Annotated in this window: 11 protein-coding genes and 2 tRNA genes; 3 read left to right on the top strand and 10 right to left on the bottom strand. The window is 29.1% G+C overall.

Annotated features, from left to right (window positions below):
- Nucleotides 1–97 precede the first annotated feature (97 nt).
- The 4 genes from AC2TEO_RS08270 to era form a co-directional block, all read right to left on the bottom strand.
- Nucleotides 98–2,902: an outer membrane beta-barrel protein gene (locus tag AC2TEO_RS08270; protein ID WP_442267651.1), complete on the bottom strand. Its 2,805-nt coding sequence runs from the start codon at nt 2,900–2,902 to the stop codon at nt 98–100.
- Nucleotides 2,903–3,306: 404 nt separating this feature from the next.
- Nucleotides 3,307–4,617 (bottom strand): ribosome biogenesis GTPase Der, encoded by a 1,311-nt coding sequence (gene der, locus AC2TEO_RS08265; RefSeq protein WP_442267650.1) that lies wholly within the window; start codon nt 4,615–4,617, stop codon nt 3,307–3,309.
- A gap of 83 nt (nt 4,618–4,700) precedes the next feature.
- Nucleotides 4,701–6,257, bottom strand: a complete 1,557-nt coding sequence (locus tag AC2TEO_RS08260; RefSeq protein ID WP_442267649.1) for a choice-of-anchor I family protein — start codon at nt 6,255–6,257, stop codon at nt 4,701–4,703.
- Between the two features lie 92 nt (nt 6,258–6,349).
- Entirely contained in the window at nt 6,350–7,231 is an 882-nt protein-coding gene (gene era / locus AC2TEO_RS08255) for a GTPase Era (RefSeq protein ID WP_442267648.1), read from the bottom strand.
- A gap of 120 nt (nt 7,232–7,351) precedes the next feature.
- Here era and AC2TEO_RS08250 point away from each other — a divergent pair.
- Nucleotides 7,352–7,424 (top strand) — tRNA-Met (locus AC2TEO_RS08250).
- A 167-nt stretch (nt 7,425–7,591) separates the two neighbouring features.
- On the opposite strand, the gene AC2TEO_RS08245 is transcribed toward AC2TEO_RS08250, so the two are convergent.
- Together AC2TEO_RS08245 and AC2TEO_RS08240 are read right to left on the bottom strand one after the other, a co-directional pair.
- Nucleotides 7,592–8,497: a M12 family metallopeptidase gene (locus tag AC2TEO_RS08245; protein ID WP_442267647.1), complete on the bottom strand. Its 906-nt coding sequence runs from the start codon at nt 8,495–8,497 to the stop codon at nt 7,592–7,594.
- A gap of 170 nt (nt 8,498–8,667) precedes the next feature.
- On the bottom strand, nt 8,668–10,485 hold the full coding sequence (locus AC2TEO_RS08240; protein ID WP_442267646.1) for a tetratricopeptide repeat protein: 1,818 nt from the start codon (nt 10,483–10,485) through the stop codon (nt 8,668–8,670).
- Nucleotides 10,486–11,068: 583 nt separating this feature from the next.
- On the opposite strand from AC2TEO_RS08240, the gene AC2TEO_RS08235 reads away from it, so the two are divergent.
- Nucleotides 11,069–11,141: transfer RNA gene (locus AC2TEO_RS08235), tRNA-Met, on the top strand.
- Nucleotides 11,142–11,339: 198 nt separating this feature from the next.
- The gene (locus tag AC2TEO_RS08230; RefSeq protein ID WP_442267645.1) at nt 11,340–13,301 is read left to right on the top strand and encodes an ATP-binding protein; all 1,962 of its coding nucleotides are present in this window, start codon (nt 11,340–11,342) and stop codon (nt 13,299–13,301) included.
- A 51-nt stretch (nt 13,302–13,352) separates the two neighbouring features.
- On the opposite strand, the gene AC2TEO_RS08225 is transcribed toward AC2TEO_RS08230, so the two are convergent.
- The 4 genes from AC2TEO_RS08225 to AC2TEO_RS08210 are packed head-to-tail and all read right to left on the bottom strand — an operon-like array spanning nt 13,353 to nt 17,472.
- Nucleotides 13,353–13,820 carry a GIY-YIG nuclease family protein gene (locus AC2TEO_RS08225; protein WP_442267644.1) on the bottom strand — a complete coding sequence of 156 codons (468 nt, stop codon included), beginning with the start codon at nt 13,818–13,820 and terminating at the stop codon, nt 13,353–13,355.
- 31 nt (nt 13,821–13,851) lie between these two features.
- A complete protein-coding gene (locus tag AC2TEO_RS08220) occupies nt 13,852–14,289 on the bottom strand; it encodes a hypothetical protein (RefSeq protein WP_442267643.1) in 438 nt (145 codons plus the stop codon).
- Between the two features lie 8 nt (nt 14,290–14,297).
- Nucleotides 14,298–15,512 (bottom strand): GIY-YIG nuclease family protein, encoded by a 1,215-nt coding sequence (locus AC2TEO_RS08215; protein WP_442267642.1) that lies wholly within the window; start codon nt 15,510–15,512, stop codon nt 14,298–14,300.
- Nucleotides 15,505–17,472: a DEAD/DEAH box helicase gene (locus AC2TEO_RS08210; RefSeq protein ID WP_442267641.1), complete on the bottom strand. Its 1,968-nt coding sequence runs from the start codon at nt 17,470–17,472 to the stop codon at nt 15,505–15,507. The genes AC2TEO_RS08215 and AC2TEO_RS08210 overlap by 8 nt, the downstream gene beginning before the upstream one ends.
- Nucleotides 17,473–17,475: the final 3 nt, after the last annotated feature.

The raw sequence follows: 17,475 nt of genomic DNA, 5'->3' as shown, positions 1-17,475 counted from the left end.
ACAAAATTACGAAATGTATTTCTTAGTCGTATTGATCTATGACAACTTGCAGAATTGAAATAAAAAAAGCCATCTTTTAAGATGACTTTTTAATGTTTTAATGAAATCCGTAATCTCTAATTTCTCCTTTTTTTCCTAAACTGTTAAATTTCCAGCTGAACCCAAGCATAAAATATTGTTGTAAAACTGTACTTTCCGAGTCTTCGATATAGTTACCAACGGCATTTCTTCTTGCATTGGTATTTTGATTCAATAGATCGTATGCTTTTAAGGTAATTGTTCCTTTATCTTTTAATACAGAATATGCTAAAGTAGAGTTCCAAAACCAAGCCGATCTGTTAAATCCAATAACATTTGGGTTAAATGTATAACGGATGTCATTTCTCCATTCTAATTTTTTAGGTACATTGGTTCTTGTTCTTATACGAAATGAATGCCTAGTGAAATTTTGATCTGCTCTATTATTAACATTAAACTGAGTATTTGTAAAAGCAATTTCGTAGTTAGGTTCTATAACTATTTTTTTATTCCAATTAAATTCAAGCCCTAACCTAGGAGTAATAGAGCTGGTTTTTGTTGTGTTTTTTATTTCATTTAAGATATTAATACTTTTTGAAGAATTGTATCGTAGCCCTGTTCTGATGTTAAGCGTAGATATTGAATCTAATTTAATTCCTCTATTATAACTACCACCTCCATAAAAACTATACGCACCATCTGCATTTTCATATGTAGTTGTTCTTACTAAATTGTTTCCAATTGTTGTTTTACTTACAATTTGATTGTTTGTAATATCTCCACCTCCCCAAAAGAAGAATCCAGTTCTTTTTTGCCAGTTGTATTTATTAAAATTTGCGAAAATTCTGTGATTCTGGCTTGGTCTAAGGTTAGGGTTACCAGTTACAATGTTAGATGGATTAGATACATCTGTGAAAGGTTGTAATTGAGTTATTCCTGGAGCATTATTATCTAAATTATATCCGATGTAAACTCTAGCTTTGGAAGGAAATCTATAACGCATACTAGCATCAATAGTAACATTATTAAAATCTTTGTTTAAACTTAAGTTAGGCCTTAATACATCTTCATTTTCTAATGTTCTAATAGTTTGTCCTATGTCAAAATCTAAATTAAATGATTTTGTGTCGTATGTAATTCCAACTAATGGAGTTTTAGTAATATCATTAAATGTAAAGTTGGTACTTAAATCAGTGTTGAAATTAGTAAAATCCTGTGTAGTATTATCAAAATCAAAAGTGCTTTCAACTCTAGTTCTTTCATCTATTCTATAACGATAGTTTAAATTAATAAATAACTTTTTAGCGATAATTGGTTGACGATACGATAAACGAGTTCTAAATCCGTTTAAATCACTCGTAATATCTGTTTTTTGATCTCGTATTTCAGTGTTAGCATTTATTCCAAACGTCTCAATTGTTGAGTTATTAAAATCTTCTCCTTCAGTTTGATCAATTTGATTTGTAATAGAGGCTTTAATAAAACCACCTTTGTTACCAAATTTTTTAGTAATGTCGATTCTGTTTTGAAAGTTTTTAGCTTCTGAAGTAGAAAATGAATTACTTGAAAACCTGTTTGTAAGTGTTCTATTTTCATCTAATGTTTCATCAGATTGAGTGAAGTTTGAACTTCTATCATTAAACGTAAAACGAGGTGTAACATTAATTAAAAAAGTAGAATCTATTTCAATATCTAAATCAGCATCAAAATTATGATTGTCATTTTCTGTAGTACTGCTAGAATTTGAATTTGTAAAATAACGAAGTTCTCTAGTTTGAGTAGGATCATTTTCGTCTTGTACTTGAACAGTATATTCTCTATTACTTCTATTTATGTTCTCTGAATCACTACCCGAATAAAAGTAATTTGCATTAAGATCAACTCCTTTTCCATATTCATCGGCATAAGTTGCTCCACCAGTTCTAGAAGTAACAATACCTTGTCCGCCTCCAAAACTTCTACCTCCAATAGAGAATCTACCATTACCAAAAAAACTGGCTCCACCACTATTACCGAACATTTTGGTGATTTCACCAAAACTAAATCCAGGAGAGTTAATGTTATTGGTTCCGGCTAATACACTAAAACGAGTATTATTGTCGAATCTATTTACAATAGTAGCAGCTTCGTAACGTTCGTCTGTTCCGCCTCCAGCAGCAACTCTACCAAACCAACCTTTATTGTTTTCTTTTTTTATTGTCAGGTTAATCGTTTTATTGTTAGCATCTCCTTTTTCACCAGAAAAAGCTTCAGATTTTGACTTTGTATCTGTAATTTGAACTTTTTCTATAATTTCTTTTGTAAGATTTTTTGTGGCTATTGTAGGATCATTTCCAAAGAAAGGTTTACCATTCACTAGAATTTTATTTACAGCTTTACCATTAACAGTTATTTGGCCTTCTTCGTTAACTTCAACTCCGGGAAGTTTTTTTAATAAATCTTCCACATTAGCATCCTTTTTCGTTTTAAAAGATTTTACATTAAATTCTAATGTGTCTTTTTTTATCGTTATGGGTGCTCTAGATTTTATAACTACTTCATTTAATAAATTCGATTCTTCTTTTAAGAAAATCGTTTCTAAATTTATTTTTGAATCTTTATCTAAAAGAATTGGTTTGCTATACTCATCCATTCCGATAAAAGATATAAATAGTTTTATATTTTTGTTGTATACTTTTCCTTCTAAAGTGAAGTTTCCGTTACTGTCTGATATTGTGTAAGATAATACTGTGCTGTCTTTTTCTTTTTCTAAATGAATTGTTGCTGCTTCAATCGGTGTTTTTTCTTTTTCAGATTTAATAGTACCAGAAATCTTAAATTTATAAGATTGTGCATAAGCACCAAAAGATGTTATTAAAGCAATAATTAACAATGTTTTTTTCATATGTCCCCTTTTATTTTAAAGACGCCAAAAATATTTGACTCTGTTTAATTGTAAAAATGAAATGTATTGAAATGTGATTTTTTGGTGATCAACCATATCGTTTTTAATATTCAAGTTTCATTTTGAATAAATTGAAAACGTTTTCATAACATTTTATTCTTTCAAATAAATTAGTGACAAAAGAACAAAAAAAAGAAACGATATAAAGTTAATATAAGTTAACAATGGTTAAGAAATGTTAATTTTTATAAAAGGAAAAAAATGAGGTTGTTTTTATAGTTGAAAATATTTGATATTATACAAATAAAAAAGCTTCTAAATTCTTGAAATTACTAGAATTAGAAGCTAAAATGTTTCTTAATTTACCTTTAGTGATAAATAATAATGATAATTAACTACCACTATTATTTTTGTCTGAAATAAATACTAATAGGAACACCGTTAAAGTTATAATGTTCACGAAGTTTATTTTCTACAAACCTTCGATATGGATCTCTTATGTATTGAGGAAGATTTGCGAAAAATGCAAACTGAGGTGTATGTGTTGGTAATTGCATACAGTATTTAATTTTAATGAACTTACCTTTTGTTGCTGGAGGTGGGGTTTGTTGCATAATTTCCAACATGGTTTCATTAAGTTTACTCGTTTGTATTTTACGTTTTCTATTTTGGTGAACTTCAACAGCAGTTTCTATAGCTTTAAATATTCTTTGTTTTGTTAAAGCAGAGATGAATACAATCGGAACATCTGTAAATGGTTCTATCGTTTTTCGAATTTTATTTTCGAAATCACGCATGGTATTGGTTTCTTTTTCAACTAAATCCCATTTGTTAACTAAAATAACTACACCTTTTCTGTTTTTTTCAGCAAGCCAAAAAATCTTTTCGTCTTGGCCTTCGAAACCACGAGTTGCATCTACCATAACAATGGCTATGTCACAATATTCAATTGCTCTTACAGCACGCATTACAGAATAAAATTCTAAATCTTCTTTAACTTTCGATTTTTTACGAATTCCAGCAGTATCAACTAAATTGAATTCAAATCCGAAACGATTATATTTTGTATCAATAGAATCTCTTGTAGTTCCAGCGATATTTGTTACAATATTTCTGTCTTCTCCAATTAAAGCATTAATAAAGGAAGATTTACCAGCATTTGGTCTACCTACTACAGCAAAACGTGGTAAGTCATCTTCTATTTGTTCTTCTTCTACAGGTTCAGGAATTTCTTCAACAATAGCATCTAATAAATCACCAGTTCCACTTCCGTTAACAGATGAAATAGTGTGATAATCACCTAAACCTAAGTTGTAAAATTCAACAGCATCAGCAGCACGCATAGCGTTATCTACTTTGTTTACTGCAATAAATAGAGGTTTATCTACTTGACGTAAAATTTTAGCAACTGCATTATCCATAGGAGTAATACCTTGTTCTACATCAACAACAAATAAAATAATATCAGCTTCATCTATAGCTAACTGAACTTGTTTTCTAATCTCTCCTTCAAAAATATCATCTGATCCTACGATGTATCCACCAGTATCAATTACAGAGAATTCTTTTCCATTCCATTCAGATTTCCCATAATGGCGGTCTCTAGTTACACCGCTTACAGAATCTACAATGGCTTCTCTTCTTTTAATTAATCTGTTGAATAATGTAGATTTACCTACATTTGGTCTTCCTACAATGGCTACAATACTATTCATGCTGCAAAGGTAGCGTTTCTATAAAATAAAACAACTATTGAAGTGCATCAATAGTTGTTTTTTATGAATACGCAAATTAGTTCTTATTTTACATTCTGATAGATACTTACAGTTCCACTATCTTCATTTGAAACAAGTACTAAGTCTTTTCCATTAGGACTGTCTGCAGCAGGAATAACTAACAGACCTTCTGGTGCTTCGTCGCCTTCGTGAGATAAAATTGATAAAAATGTAGGTGTAGTAGGTGTTGTAATATCATAAACTAATACCTGATCAGTTCTTTCTAATCCAACAAAAAGAATATATCTTTCATTACCTATGTTTAATACTTCTACCGCTTCTGGTTCTGCACCTTTGTCATCACTTCTTTTATCTTCATCATTAAATCTTGCAGGAGTTAATTCTAAAGTTTTACTAGCAATACTATTACCACTATCATACACTAAAGTTCCGTTTTCAGACCAAATACTGAAAGAACGAGCACCATAAGAATATAACTTGTCATAATCGCCATCGCCATCGGTATCACCTAAATCTAATGCAATTTTTAATCTACCTAAATCTTCTTCTTTTTGTAAATCAGTAGCGTTAGGAAAAGCAGTTGGGTCTAAATCAATTTTCTTGATTCTTTTTTCGTTTACAAAAATATCTTCGTCGTCGTCTTCAGTATCTGTTCCTTTATCGTCAATGTATTCTCTAGCATCACCTTCGTTAGCAGAAATAATATATCCAACTCCATTTATATTTACATAAGTAATCGCATCTGGTTGATACATTCCGTAAACTGGAACACTTCTTAATTCAGTTTTACCATCTTCATTACTAGGATCGATTTCGTTTCCTGCTTGGTTATAATCTTTAAAACCTAAAGGATAAATTGCTTCAATAGATTTTGAAATTAAATTTACTTTAGCAATACCATTATTTTCCTGTAAAGAAACCCAAGCTGTTTTAGAATCATCTGAAATAGCAATGTATTCAGGTTCAACATCTGTAGCTAAATTCGCATTAGGACCAAATACTCTAAATCCATTGGCTTCTAAAGAAGCTTCTTGTCCATTAAATGCATTAAAGTCTAATGTAGTTACTTGGCTGTTTTCAATATCAATAATACTCACACTACCTTCAGGATCATTTGTGTACAAAGCATTCGGTTCTCCTTCATTAGCACAAACTAATAACTTACCATCTTTAGAAAAAGTAACCATGTCGGGTAATGCTCCAACTGTGTAAGTATTAATTAAAGTATTATTTTCTGCATTATATAAAGCAATTTTCCCATTGTTTTGTTTTACTTCATCTTCTAAAGCAATAGCAATTTTACCGTCATAAGCAGAAATGCTATTTGGAGCACCACTCATTATAGGAATAGAAGAAACTTGTTGAGGTGCAACTAAGTTTTCAATATTATAAACAGAAATTTCTTTTGATTCAGCATTTACAACAAATAACTTTTTTGTTTTTTTATCGTATGCTGAAATTTCAGCAGCTCCTTCACCACCTACATTAATGGAACTTAAATATTGAAAATTCACAGTTGTGTCAACTGGAGTAGGAACTGGATCTGTAGTTTTATCATCGTCGCAGCTTACTAAATTTAAAGCAAGGACAAATAGTAAAGTTTTAAATAAATTTTTCATGGTTGATAATTTTGACAAAAATTTATTTAAAACTTTACTTAAAAGTTATGTGAAGTAAAATAGTTTGTTATGTTAAACTTACGAATGTTAAGTTACTCTTTATATCCAAATCTTCTTAATTGTTTATCGTTTGAACGCCAGTTTTTATTCACCTTTACATAAAGATCTAAGAAAATCTTTTTGTCAAAGAAGTGTTGTAAACTTTTACGAGCTTCAGTACCAACACGTTTAATTGCAGTTCCTCTATGACCAATAATAATTCCTTTTTGTGTTTCTCTTTCTACCATAATTACAGCTCTAATTTTTATGATATTAGGTTCTTCCACAAAACTTTCAGTTTCTACTTCTACAGCATAAGGAATTTCTTTCTTATAGTGTTGTAAGATTTTTTCACGTATAGTTTCATTTACAAAGAAACGCTCAGGTTTATCTGTTAATTGATCTTTAGGATAAAAAGGAGGAGAATCTGGTAATAACTCAATAATTTTATAAAAAACGGTTTCTACATTAAACTTTTCTAATGCAGAGATTACATAAACAAAAGAGTTAGGTACTTTATTTTTCCAATATTCTATTTTTTCTTCAACTTGTTCTTGACTAGAAGTATCAATCTTATTTAATAATAAAATAACAGGAATTTTGCTGTTAATTATTTTATTAAAAAAGGCTTCATTTTTTAACTCTTTCTCACCAACTTCAACCATGTAAATTAATACATCTGCATCATCAAAAGCAGCTTTTACAAAATCCATCATAGAATCTTGTAACTCATACGCTGGTTTTATAATACCAGGAGTGTCAGAAAAAACAATTTGATAATCATCACCATTTACAATCCCTAAAATACGATGTCTAGTTGTTTGTGCTTTAGAGGTTATAATAGAAAGCTTTTCACCAACCAAAGCATTCATTAAGGTTGATTTTCCAACATTTGGGTTTCCAATAATATTTACGAATCCTGCTTTATGTGTCATAAGGGCAAAGGTAAGTGTTTTTATGAGTGTCAATTATAAAATAATACTATAGTTTTTTGAAAAAAGTTAAAATAAATTTGGTAGACTGTTTTAAAAGTGTGTATATTTGCCGTCCAATATCGCGGGATAGAGCAGTAGGCAGCTCGTCGGGCTCATAACCCGAAGGTCACAGGTTCGAGTCCTGTTCCCGCTACTAGATTTGACAAGGCTTTCAATTTTTTGAAAGCCTTTGTTTTTTATAAATAATTTAAAGTCATTTAAATTTAAACCTGATTTTATAAAAAGCGATAAGCTTCACAATAATATTATTGTGAAGCTTATTTAAATTTAAAATAAAAGTAATTGCTGTTTTAGGATAGCTTACCTATAGATAGCATTTAATAATCTAGTATCTCCATAACTTAATCTATTAGCTCCTGTTTCTACATTACTATTAAATGGCTGACCATTATCTCTTCTTACCATATCCCAACCAATTGAATTAGGGAATCGTCTTGATGGATATAACATAATAGAACTAAAATCAAATGCTCCATAGGCGTATCCCATTTTAACAAAATTATAGTAGTTCTGCATTTGAGCATTTCGATCTACATAAATGTAATTATCTCTATCAGGTCTTTGATGTTCATGGATTAAACCTAAAGCATGTCCTAACTCATGAATTGCTATACCAATTGTCATGTTTTGAAGTGACAAATCTTGCCTTCCACCAACCATTCCTAGTTGTGAGTAATTTCCTTGACCAGTAAAAACTCGAATATAATTTCCATTTCCAGTTCCATATTGAAATCTTACTCTAGTTTGATTTGAAATAATCTGCATTGCTTGTGACATAACTTGTCTACCATACGAACTAAAGTTACCGTCAAATACATAATATACTGTATTACCATACCAAGGTCTTCCTCTTGAAAAATCATAACCAGCTCTAGATTGAATGTCATCTGTAGTTTCAGAGTCTGTCATGAATTCTTCTATTCTTTTTTTCGACATAAGTATATCTCCATCAACAAGAAACTTATCATCAAAAGTTTGAACATTCATTTTTTTGTTAACTACATTAATAGTTTTAAAAGGAATATCCATGAAAAAAGGATTTGAACTTACTTGTTCTTCAGCTAAGACTTCAGGATTATCGTCATTTTCGTTTTGACATGAAATTAATCCTGTAATTGACATTAATAAAATTAAAAAATAATAAATGCTTTTTTTCGATTGTTTACTAAAAGCGATTAAAAATGAAGGGTTTTTTAATACTCTCATAATTTGAAAATTTAATGTTAATATTTTGTTAATAGTGTTGCTAATTAACTTCTTAAATTTTCATAAATGAAGATGTAAGTTAATTTATTTCGATATAGTTACCTTTTGTTACTTATTCTGTTTAATTTTTTTTAATAGCTGTAATTACTGTTATATTTTAAACTTAAATATTATATGTTTTGTATAAATCGATTTAATTCATCTTTGAATTCTAGATTCATTTTCTTTCTTATCCTAGATCTAGTCATTTTTACAGAAGCAATAGTTGTTCCTCTTATTTGAGAGATTTCTTTGTTGGAAAGATTTAGTTTTATTAAAGAACAAACTTCTCTTTCTGTTTTTGTTAGTTTAGGATATTTATCAATTAAATTTTGAATAAAATCTAGGTTGATTTTAGAATCGTTTTGATATAAAGTTATTAATCTCTCTTCTGTTAGGATTTTAGATTTAATATCAATCTTGATTTTTTTAATCCCGTTAGAAATATCTTTTTTTTCGGGTAGTTGATTAATGTTATCAAGAATAGTTTTTAAAAAATCTCTTTTAACTTTACTAGAAATTAATATGTTTTCTACTTTATTATTTACCGATGATAATTCTCTTGAAAGAGTGTTTTTTTCATTAACAGTGTTTTTCAACTTAAGCTCATTCAGTTCATTTATTTGAAGCTGATTTTTTTGATGAATGTTTTTTACTCTAATTAGCATCAATAGTATAATGATAGTTAAAAGAGTTAAGCTAATCGTTATTATAAAGTAAATTATTTTTTTGTGAAATGCTTCTTGTTTACTTAAGTGTATTTCTTTTTCTAATTCTAATTGGTCGTTAAAATTTTGTTCTTGAATTTTTAAAAAATTATCTTTTAAAATTTTAAAATCGGTATTATTCTGTTCGTTTTCTAGTTTTAATTTATTAATTATTTCACTTTGAAATTTAATTGTTTTATTTTTAAAATTATTATCATTTAAATACTTTAATTTACTATTAATAAATTTTTTAAGGTATCTGTTTAATCTTTCGTTGAAGATTTCTTTTCTTTCTTTAAAATAGTTTGTAATAACTTTATCTGTAAGTTCAACTTTTTTGTGATTTTTTAATTTAGCATAGCAAACAAACTGATTTATTTTGCTGAAAATATCATATTTATTTTCGTTGCTTTTCAATCTAACTTTTTCAACATGTTTATACAAATTTAATGCCCGATGAAAATTACCACGTTCAATTTCAATGTGGGCTAAATTTTCTTCGATATTTACTAAAAATAGAGGGTGTTTTTCATGATTCAATACATCTTTGGCTTTAATAAAGAAAGATTCTGCTTTTTTATTATTTTTTGTAAAATAATAATGACACCCAATATTATTATAAGCTGAAGAGTTTAATAAGTTATTTCCTAACTCTTTTGTCTCGTTTAAAGCCTTAAAATAAAATTTTAAGGCCTCTTGATTTTGATTTTTTTTAAAATTTATAGAAGCTATATAATTATAAATATGAAATCTTCTATGATTTTTTTCTGGACATAAGCTATTAAGAACATCTAGTGCTTCATAAAAATGTTTTAGAGATTGATCTAATTGTTCACATTTCATTAATAACAAAGCCATTCCATATTTTATAGAAAAATCGGTGTATGATTTTTTTAGTCTTTTTGCTAGTAAATTATTGGCTATTCTTAAATGTTTAAAAGCTTCTGATTTTTTATTTTGTAATAAAAAACATTCAGCAATTAATCTGTTAGATAAAATTTGTAATTCTATATTATTTGTTTTTATACCTTTTTCTTTTTTCTCTACAGCTAATTTGTAATAGAATTTGTAATTTTTTTCTATGTTAGTGTTTAATAGAGAATCTAATAAGTATAAATCAACATCTTTTTTTTTATAATTAGATTCCAAACAATTTTCAATTGTTTCAAAATCGGATGAATAATGTGAAGAGAACGCTAAATATATAAGACAACATCCTATTATTATAATTACTTTTTTCATAATAGTATCGTAAGATGACCTTGATTTAAAGTTTTAATCATGAATTGTGTCAAGTTTTAGTATTTGGACTATTAAAAAAGTTAACGTGTTTTTTGAGATAATCATACTTTTAACTTTTTAATAATGATAGATTTTCAAGTTTCAAAAGTAATTTTTTAAATGTGTTATAATAATCAATGTGCTTAAATCTTGCAGTATGTTACTTTTTGTTACTTCATTTAATTAAGCAGGTTTTAATAAAAAGATTAACTTTAAGCTTGTAAACGGCTAAGGGTGTTGTTTCCCCTAACATAACATATAATCCCCAAGATAAAGTAACACTCTTAGTTTTTACTATTTAACTTCACCGAAATCTATTGTTTAGTTTTATAGAATTCTTTTTCTTGTGACGAATAAAATATTATGCAAAGTGAAGTATATATGAAACTCACAAAACATAGTGTTATTTGTTTTTTTTGGATTATCAGACACAGGAAAGACTGCTTTTAATCTATAGATCAGTAGAATTTATAGTTTTTTCAAAATAAAGTTATTTTTTATTTGGATTTTACTGGGAAAAAGACGTATTTTTGCCGTCCAATATCGCGGGATAGAGCAGTAGGCAGCTCGTCGGGCTCATAACCCGAAGGTCGCAGGTTCGAGTCCTGCTCCCGCTACTAGTAACAGCAAGGCTTTCAAGAAATTGAAAGCCTTTTTCTTTTTCTATTGTAAAAACAATGTAAAAACAAATATTCAAGGATTAACTTTAGTTGTCTTAATTAATAGTACGTGAAAAAAAATATCAAAACACCAGTTTAATAGAAGTAAATAAGTATTTTTATAGTTCTCAATCGCTAAAAAACGAATTCAAAGGAATGTCAAAAACTATAAACCTTAGTGTTGAACGTGACCATATAGAATCATTGACTAGGGCTAATGGGCTTACAGCAATTTCAGAACTTATTTGGAATGCTTTAGATGCTGATGCATCTGAAATTAATATATCATATAAAAAAACACCTCTTAATGGTTACGAATACATTAAGATTAGTGATAATGGTCACGGTTTGAAATATGATAAAGCTCAAAAAGTATTTGGGATGTTAGGTGGTTCAGAAAAAAAGATTAGAACCCAGAGCCCTAATGGAAGATTATATCATGGTAAAGAAGGAAAAGGACGGCTAAAGAGCTTAGCTCTTGGGGATTTAGTTAGATTTACAAGCAATTTCGAAAAAAATGGTAATGGTCAATTATCTGAATTTCAAATTGAACTTGATAGGAATAGATTATTAGAAGCAGTTTTTAGTGATTTGAAACTCCTTCCTAAAGGAAATGGAAGTTCTGGACTAAGTGTAGAGATTTTAAATGTTAATACTAAACAAGCGGATGAAGCCTTAAATAGAAAGTATAGAAGAGAGCTTGAGCATAAATTTTCTTCTTATTATTTAAGTTATCCAAATTTTAAAATCTTGTTTAATGGTGATGCTTTGGATTTTAATTCTCTCATTAAAGATTCAATGGAGAAGTCAATACCTATTGAGATTGATGGAAGCAACTATCTTTTTACAATTAAAATCTTAGAATGGAATTTTCCAATAGAAAAAAAGAAAACTTATTTATGTAATGCAACTGGAGTTCCTTTTTCTGAAACTAATTTAGGTGTTCGCTCATCAATTCCGATATCAATATTTATTCAGTCAGAATACATCGAACTTTTACACAGAGACAATAAACTTATTCTTGAAAAGCTAAATCCAAACATCAATCATGTTCATAATGAAGCAAAAAAAATTGCAAAAGAATACATTAAAAAGCAACTGCATAAGCAATCTTATGAATATATTAATCAATTAAAGAAGGATGGACTTTATCCTTTTACTGAAAAACCCGAAACAGTTGTTGAGAAAAGTAAGCATCAAATATTTGATATAGTAGCATTACAAGTGCATGAATATCTTCCTGATTTTGATCAGCAAGATGATAAAAGTAAAAAATTTACTTTTTCTTTAATCAAAGAGGCTTTAGAAAAAGATGCTACTGCTTTACAGAAAATATTATCTGAGGTTATAGAGCTACCAGATGAGAAGAGAAATGAATTAGTAGAAATTCTAGAAGAAACTTCTTTATCAAGTATTATTGATTCTATTACAGAAATTAAAAACCGATTACATTTTATAAATGGATTGGAACAGCTTATATATGACACAGATATAAATAAAGAAATAAAAGAGCGCAAACATCTTCATAAAATTATTGTAAATGAGACTTGGATTTTTGGTGATAATTTCACTTACGGAGCTGATGATGTGACACTAAAAAATGTATTAAAAAAATACCTTAAAGATATAGGTAGAAAAGATTTTCAAGAAGTAGTAGATGAATCAGATAATGAAGATTTGAAAACAATACCAGATGTTTGTTTATGGCAACAATTTAGTTTAGGCTCAGCAGGAAAAGAAAATCTAGTTATTGAATTGAAAAAGCCAAATCTAAAAATAGGATTTACAGAAAAATCACAGATTGAATCTTATGCTTCAAAAGTTGCAGGTGATACAAGATTTCCTAAAGATAAGACTAGATGGAAATTTATTTTATTGGCAAAAGATTTTAAAGATGAAATAAAACCGTTATTATCTCAAACTGGTAGGGAGTATGGTCATGTTGTCAAAAGTGATAACTTCGATGTCTTTATTTTGACTTGGGGAAGGATTTTAAGCGAAGCAAAAATTAAACTAGAATTCATTAAGGATAAACTTAATATGAATCTAAAAGACAACAAGCAAGGTTTAAAATACCTAAAGAATAAATATAAGGAATATTTGCCTGATGATTTTTAATTCATAAAATGGTTGTTTTTAGTTTATTACTAACACTTTAATTATTAATAATCATAAGTTTTTAGATAGGTGTGAACCTCTCTTACCTTTTAAGTTATATTTAGGTTTTAACTTCTCAAACAATCTTTCTTCTAATTCTTTTCTTCCTAAATCAGTCAGTATGAAAGACATTGTTAAGTTGGTCTCTATTAGCTCATTTAATAACAGTTCGATTTCTGGAGCATATTTTTTTCGAGAAGAGGCTTTCTCATATAATGGATGGTTTTTAAAATGATAATGACCTAGATTTCTTCTTAAGGTATGATGGTATGTGTTTAAAATATCTCCCATTCTTCCATAAAAATTGCCTGTTTCTCCTATATAGCAAACTTTACCGTTTTCACGGAAAAGATAGACCGCAGCTTGTTTTGGAAATTGCTTGGTCCAATCTCGGGTTATTCTTATTCTAAAATGTTTTGATTTGTTGAGAAGTTTATCTTCTAAATCTGATAAATATTCTTCAATTTGATCACTTTTCATTTTTCTTGTTTGCTTCTGAACGTCGCACAGTTTAAAGCATGATTTTTTCTTTGAATCGTTCTAGTATTTCTAAACTAGATTCAAGCAATCTTTTGCTTCTATCTGGATCGAACCACGAGCCATTAAACTTTGCTCCATGATACAGATTATTCCTTACTCTTGAAATGTGACCAAAAAGGCTTTGAACAGATTTATTTTCATTAGAAACGGCTTGCCAAACAATATTTCCTTCTTCATTAACACTTTGTCTTTTGGGTGGTTCCTGAAGAATATAGTTTGCAAACTCTGCTTTATCTCCCAAATCATTAATGAAGTTGTTGCCTATGACTTCATTTGCAAAACGATCCCAATCAACAATTACTTTTTTATTTCCTCCAGAAACAAAAAAGCCATTCTCCTTAAGAGATGATTCATATTGAGCAAAAAGTTTAAAAAAAGAAAAGGCTAATTGATCTAATTCGTTATCCATTAATCAGATTATTTTTTAAGTTTTAATTTTTTATTCATTACATCATATTCAAAATTGGTTATGTTCTCATTTAAAATCAATTGAATTGCTTCCTCAATAACTTCTAAAGGAACTACAAACCATTCTCTTGGATTGAGTCGTTGCCCTTTATCGTTGTATAAATCAATGTTTAAACATGCATTCGCAAAGAAACGATGTAGGAGATTTTCTAGTTTGTTTGCGTTACGATTATAGACCTTGTAAGTCGCAACCTTTTGTACATCAGCAAATAAATAAGTAGCTTCATTTTTAGCATTTTTAATTCTATTATCTACAGAATCACTAGAAAAACCGATTTTGTATAAATCTTTAATTTCGGTTAATTCTTGTAATGTTGATTTTGTCTTCAAAATATATATCCAACCAGATTGAATGTCTTCCTCTTTAACAAGTCCAGAATTCACAAATAAATCGTGCTCAATTTTGTCCGAAGTGTTAGTGATTAATTTACCGTCTTTCTGGATTTGTTTACCTAAAGAACGATAAAGCATATTGCTATATGTCCCATTTTCAAAGACGGTTCTTGTTCGACCTTCAATCCGTACTCTATTACCAGAACCTAATTCAATTTCATCTTTCTGTAAGTTTGCTGATTCCAAATAAAGCATAATACCATTCATTAAATAAAAATCTCCAACATGTAAGTTCTTTTCAATATTCTTAAATGGTTTAATCTTTCTTTTACCTTCTTTTATTTCCTTATAGACTTGTAAAAACATGTTTTCATATTCCTTAAAGTCCTTTTCTTTCATTGGTTTTCGTTGAGCTACAAAATCTGCCTCTGCTCGATCTTCAAGTTTAGGAGTGTGATTGAATTTAAAAATATCCAAATCCTTATCAGAGTCTAATAAACCAAACTCGTCATCTTCATTTAAAATATCATCAATAGATGGCTTTTCCGTTTCCACATGACCCAATAAATTGTGTCGGTCATAAGGTTTTAAGATTTTCTTTTGATCGTCATTATCTCTAAAGTTCTTAAGCTTTGCTAATAAACCATATTCTGACATGCTTGATTTATTCGGCTCTCTATCATTTTTATCTATAAAAAGATTTATTTCTTCAAATGAATCAATAAGTCTTTCTTCATCTGTTTTCACAGTAGAAGTTTTGACTTTAGAATCTAATAGCCCAAAATCATCATCATTGAAAATGTCATCTATTGTTAGTTTCTTCTTAGCCATTTTCTAATGCTTTTTTACGCTTTAATTCTCTCAAAAATACTAAAGCTTCTGCCATTCTCTTTTCTTTCTGGTCGAATGCTTGAATGCTTGGTTGTTCTCCTTTGTTGTTTTTTACCCACTCTTTGATTTTAGGCCATAGTAAAATAGCTTCTTCTTCGGTCATTTCAATTTTGGTGGATTGAATATGTTCATCAATCAATTTTAAAACTTGAGTGGTAACTGATTTTGACAAGATTTCGAATGCTTTTTGGAAAGGGTTTACTTGGTCTATCAAGTCAATATGAATATCATCAATATTAACAAAACTTCCTGCCATTCTAATGAATTTCTTATCGCCTTGTTCTTCAATCGTACTATTTTTTATGACTGAATCTACTACTACGTGTTGTCTTACAGCTTCAACATCTTCTTCATCTAAGTCAGGATAAACTTCTCGAATAATCTTAGGGATCAAAACAGTATTGATAACCTCTGGTTCAATATTCCCTGGCATTGCTTTGAGCATTTGAGGGTCTTGTAAAATTTTTGCTTTTAAATCGTTTAAGTCTGTTTCAATTATATCTTTAGCTCTTTGTGACGTAGGTAACTTGAAACCTCTAATTTTAATAGTATTTTCGTCTTCATTTTCATCATCATCATCGTCTTCATCTTTCTTCAATTTAAATTTGAAATTAGGAGCTAATACTTGTTCCATTAATAAAGATGCAGTTATTGCTTTTAGCATATTGTTTACAGAGAATTTAACATCTTCATCTTCTGCATCAGGTTGAGCAATCAAGTTGGTAAATTGAGCGTGGGTTTTATTATTACTATCTCTAGTTGCTCTACCAATTATCTGAATAATTTCAGTTAATGATCCTCTATAACCTATTGTCAAAGCGTGTTGGCAATAAGGCCAATCAAAACCTTCCTTAGCCATTCCTAAAGCTATGATGATATCAATATCATCTGCCGAAGTTATATTGCGTAAATAAGTGCTTATTTTTTCTCTGGATTTTGGATTATCATTCACTAAATCGGCGACTTTCAGAATCTTACCTGTCTTATGACTGTTGATATACAAAACACCTGTTTTTTCATCTTGATAGTCTAATACACCCAGAACATCTATAATGTGATTAACTTCTTCATATTTTTCTTTAGAAGATTCTGCTGAATTTACGCTAGGTATATGAATAATTGTTTTTTGATTTTCATTCAAAATTTCAGCCAAAGCTGACATTTCTTTATCAGGGTGTTTCTTAAAATATTTACCTGTATAAAAATGATAACCAATACCTAAAGATTTTAAATATTCATAACCATTCAATTGCTGATAGTAGGTATAAGTTACTTTTGTAAATTTTGCTTCGTCTTCTGGCATTAAAACAGGAATATTATCACCCCTAAAATATGAACCCGTCATGGCTACTATATGAGCTGATGAGTTCGCCATTATGCTCTTTAATACTTGCCCCAGAATATTATCGCCTTCGGCTGATACATGATGAAATTCATCAATAGCGACTAAAGTATTATCAAGTTTTTTAGGGTTCAAACCTTCAAAAGCAAAACGAAATGTTGCGTGAGTACATATTAAAATTGATTCATCAGACTCTAAAAAATCTAAAAAAGCTGTTACCTTGCTTTTTTCTTTTCCTGGTGTGCAAAGGTTATATTTAGGGTTAGGATTCCAATCTGAAAAAAAACCAAATTTCTTTAGTTCTGTTGTTCCAAATGATGCGCCGATAGACTTTTCTGGAACAGCAACAATAACCTTTTTTAAACCCTGATTTTTTAATTTATCTAAAGCAATGAACATTAAAGCCCTTGATTTTCCTGATGCTGGAGGTGCTTTAATTAATAAATATTGTGCAGTTCTACCTTCATAGGCTTTTTCCTGCATTTCTCGCATTCCTAAAGCGTTGGTGTTTTTGCTTTTTCCTGTTTGATTGTATGTTACATTTATTAAGTTCGGCATATC

Source organism: Tenacibaculum aquaeponti, assembly GCF_057221555.1.
The sequence above is the reverse complement of the archived record's forward strand: the minus strand, read 5'-3'. Positions and strand labels throughout refer to the sequence as shown.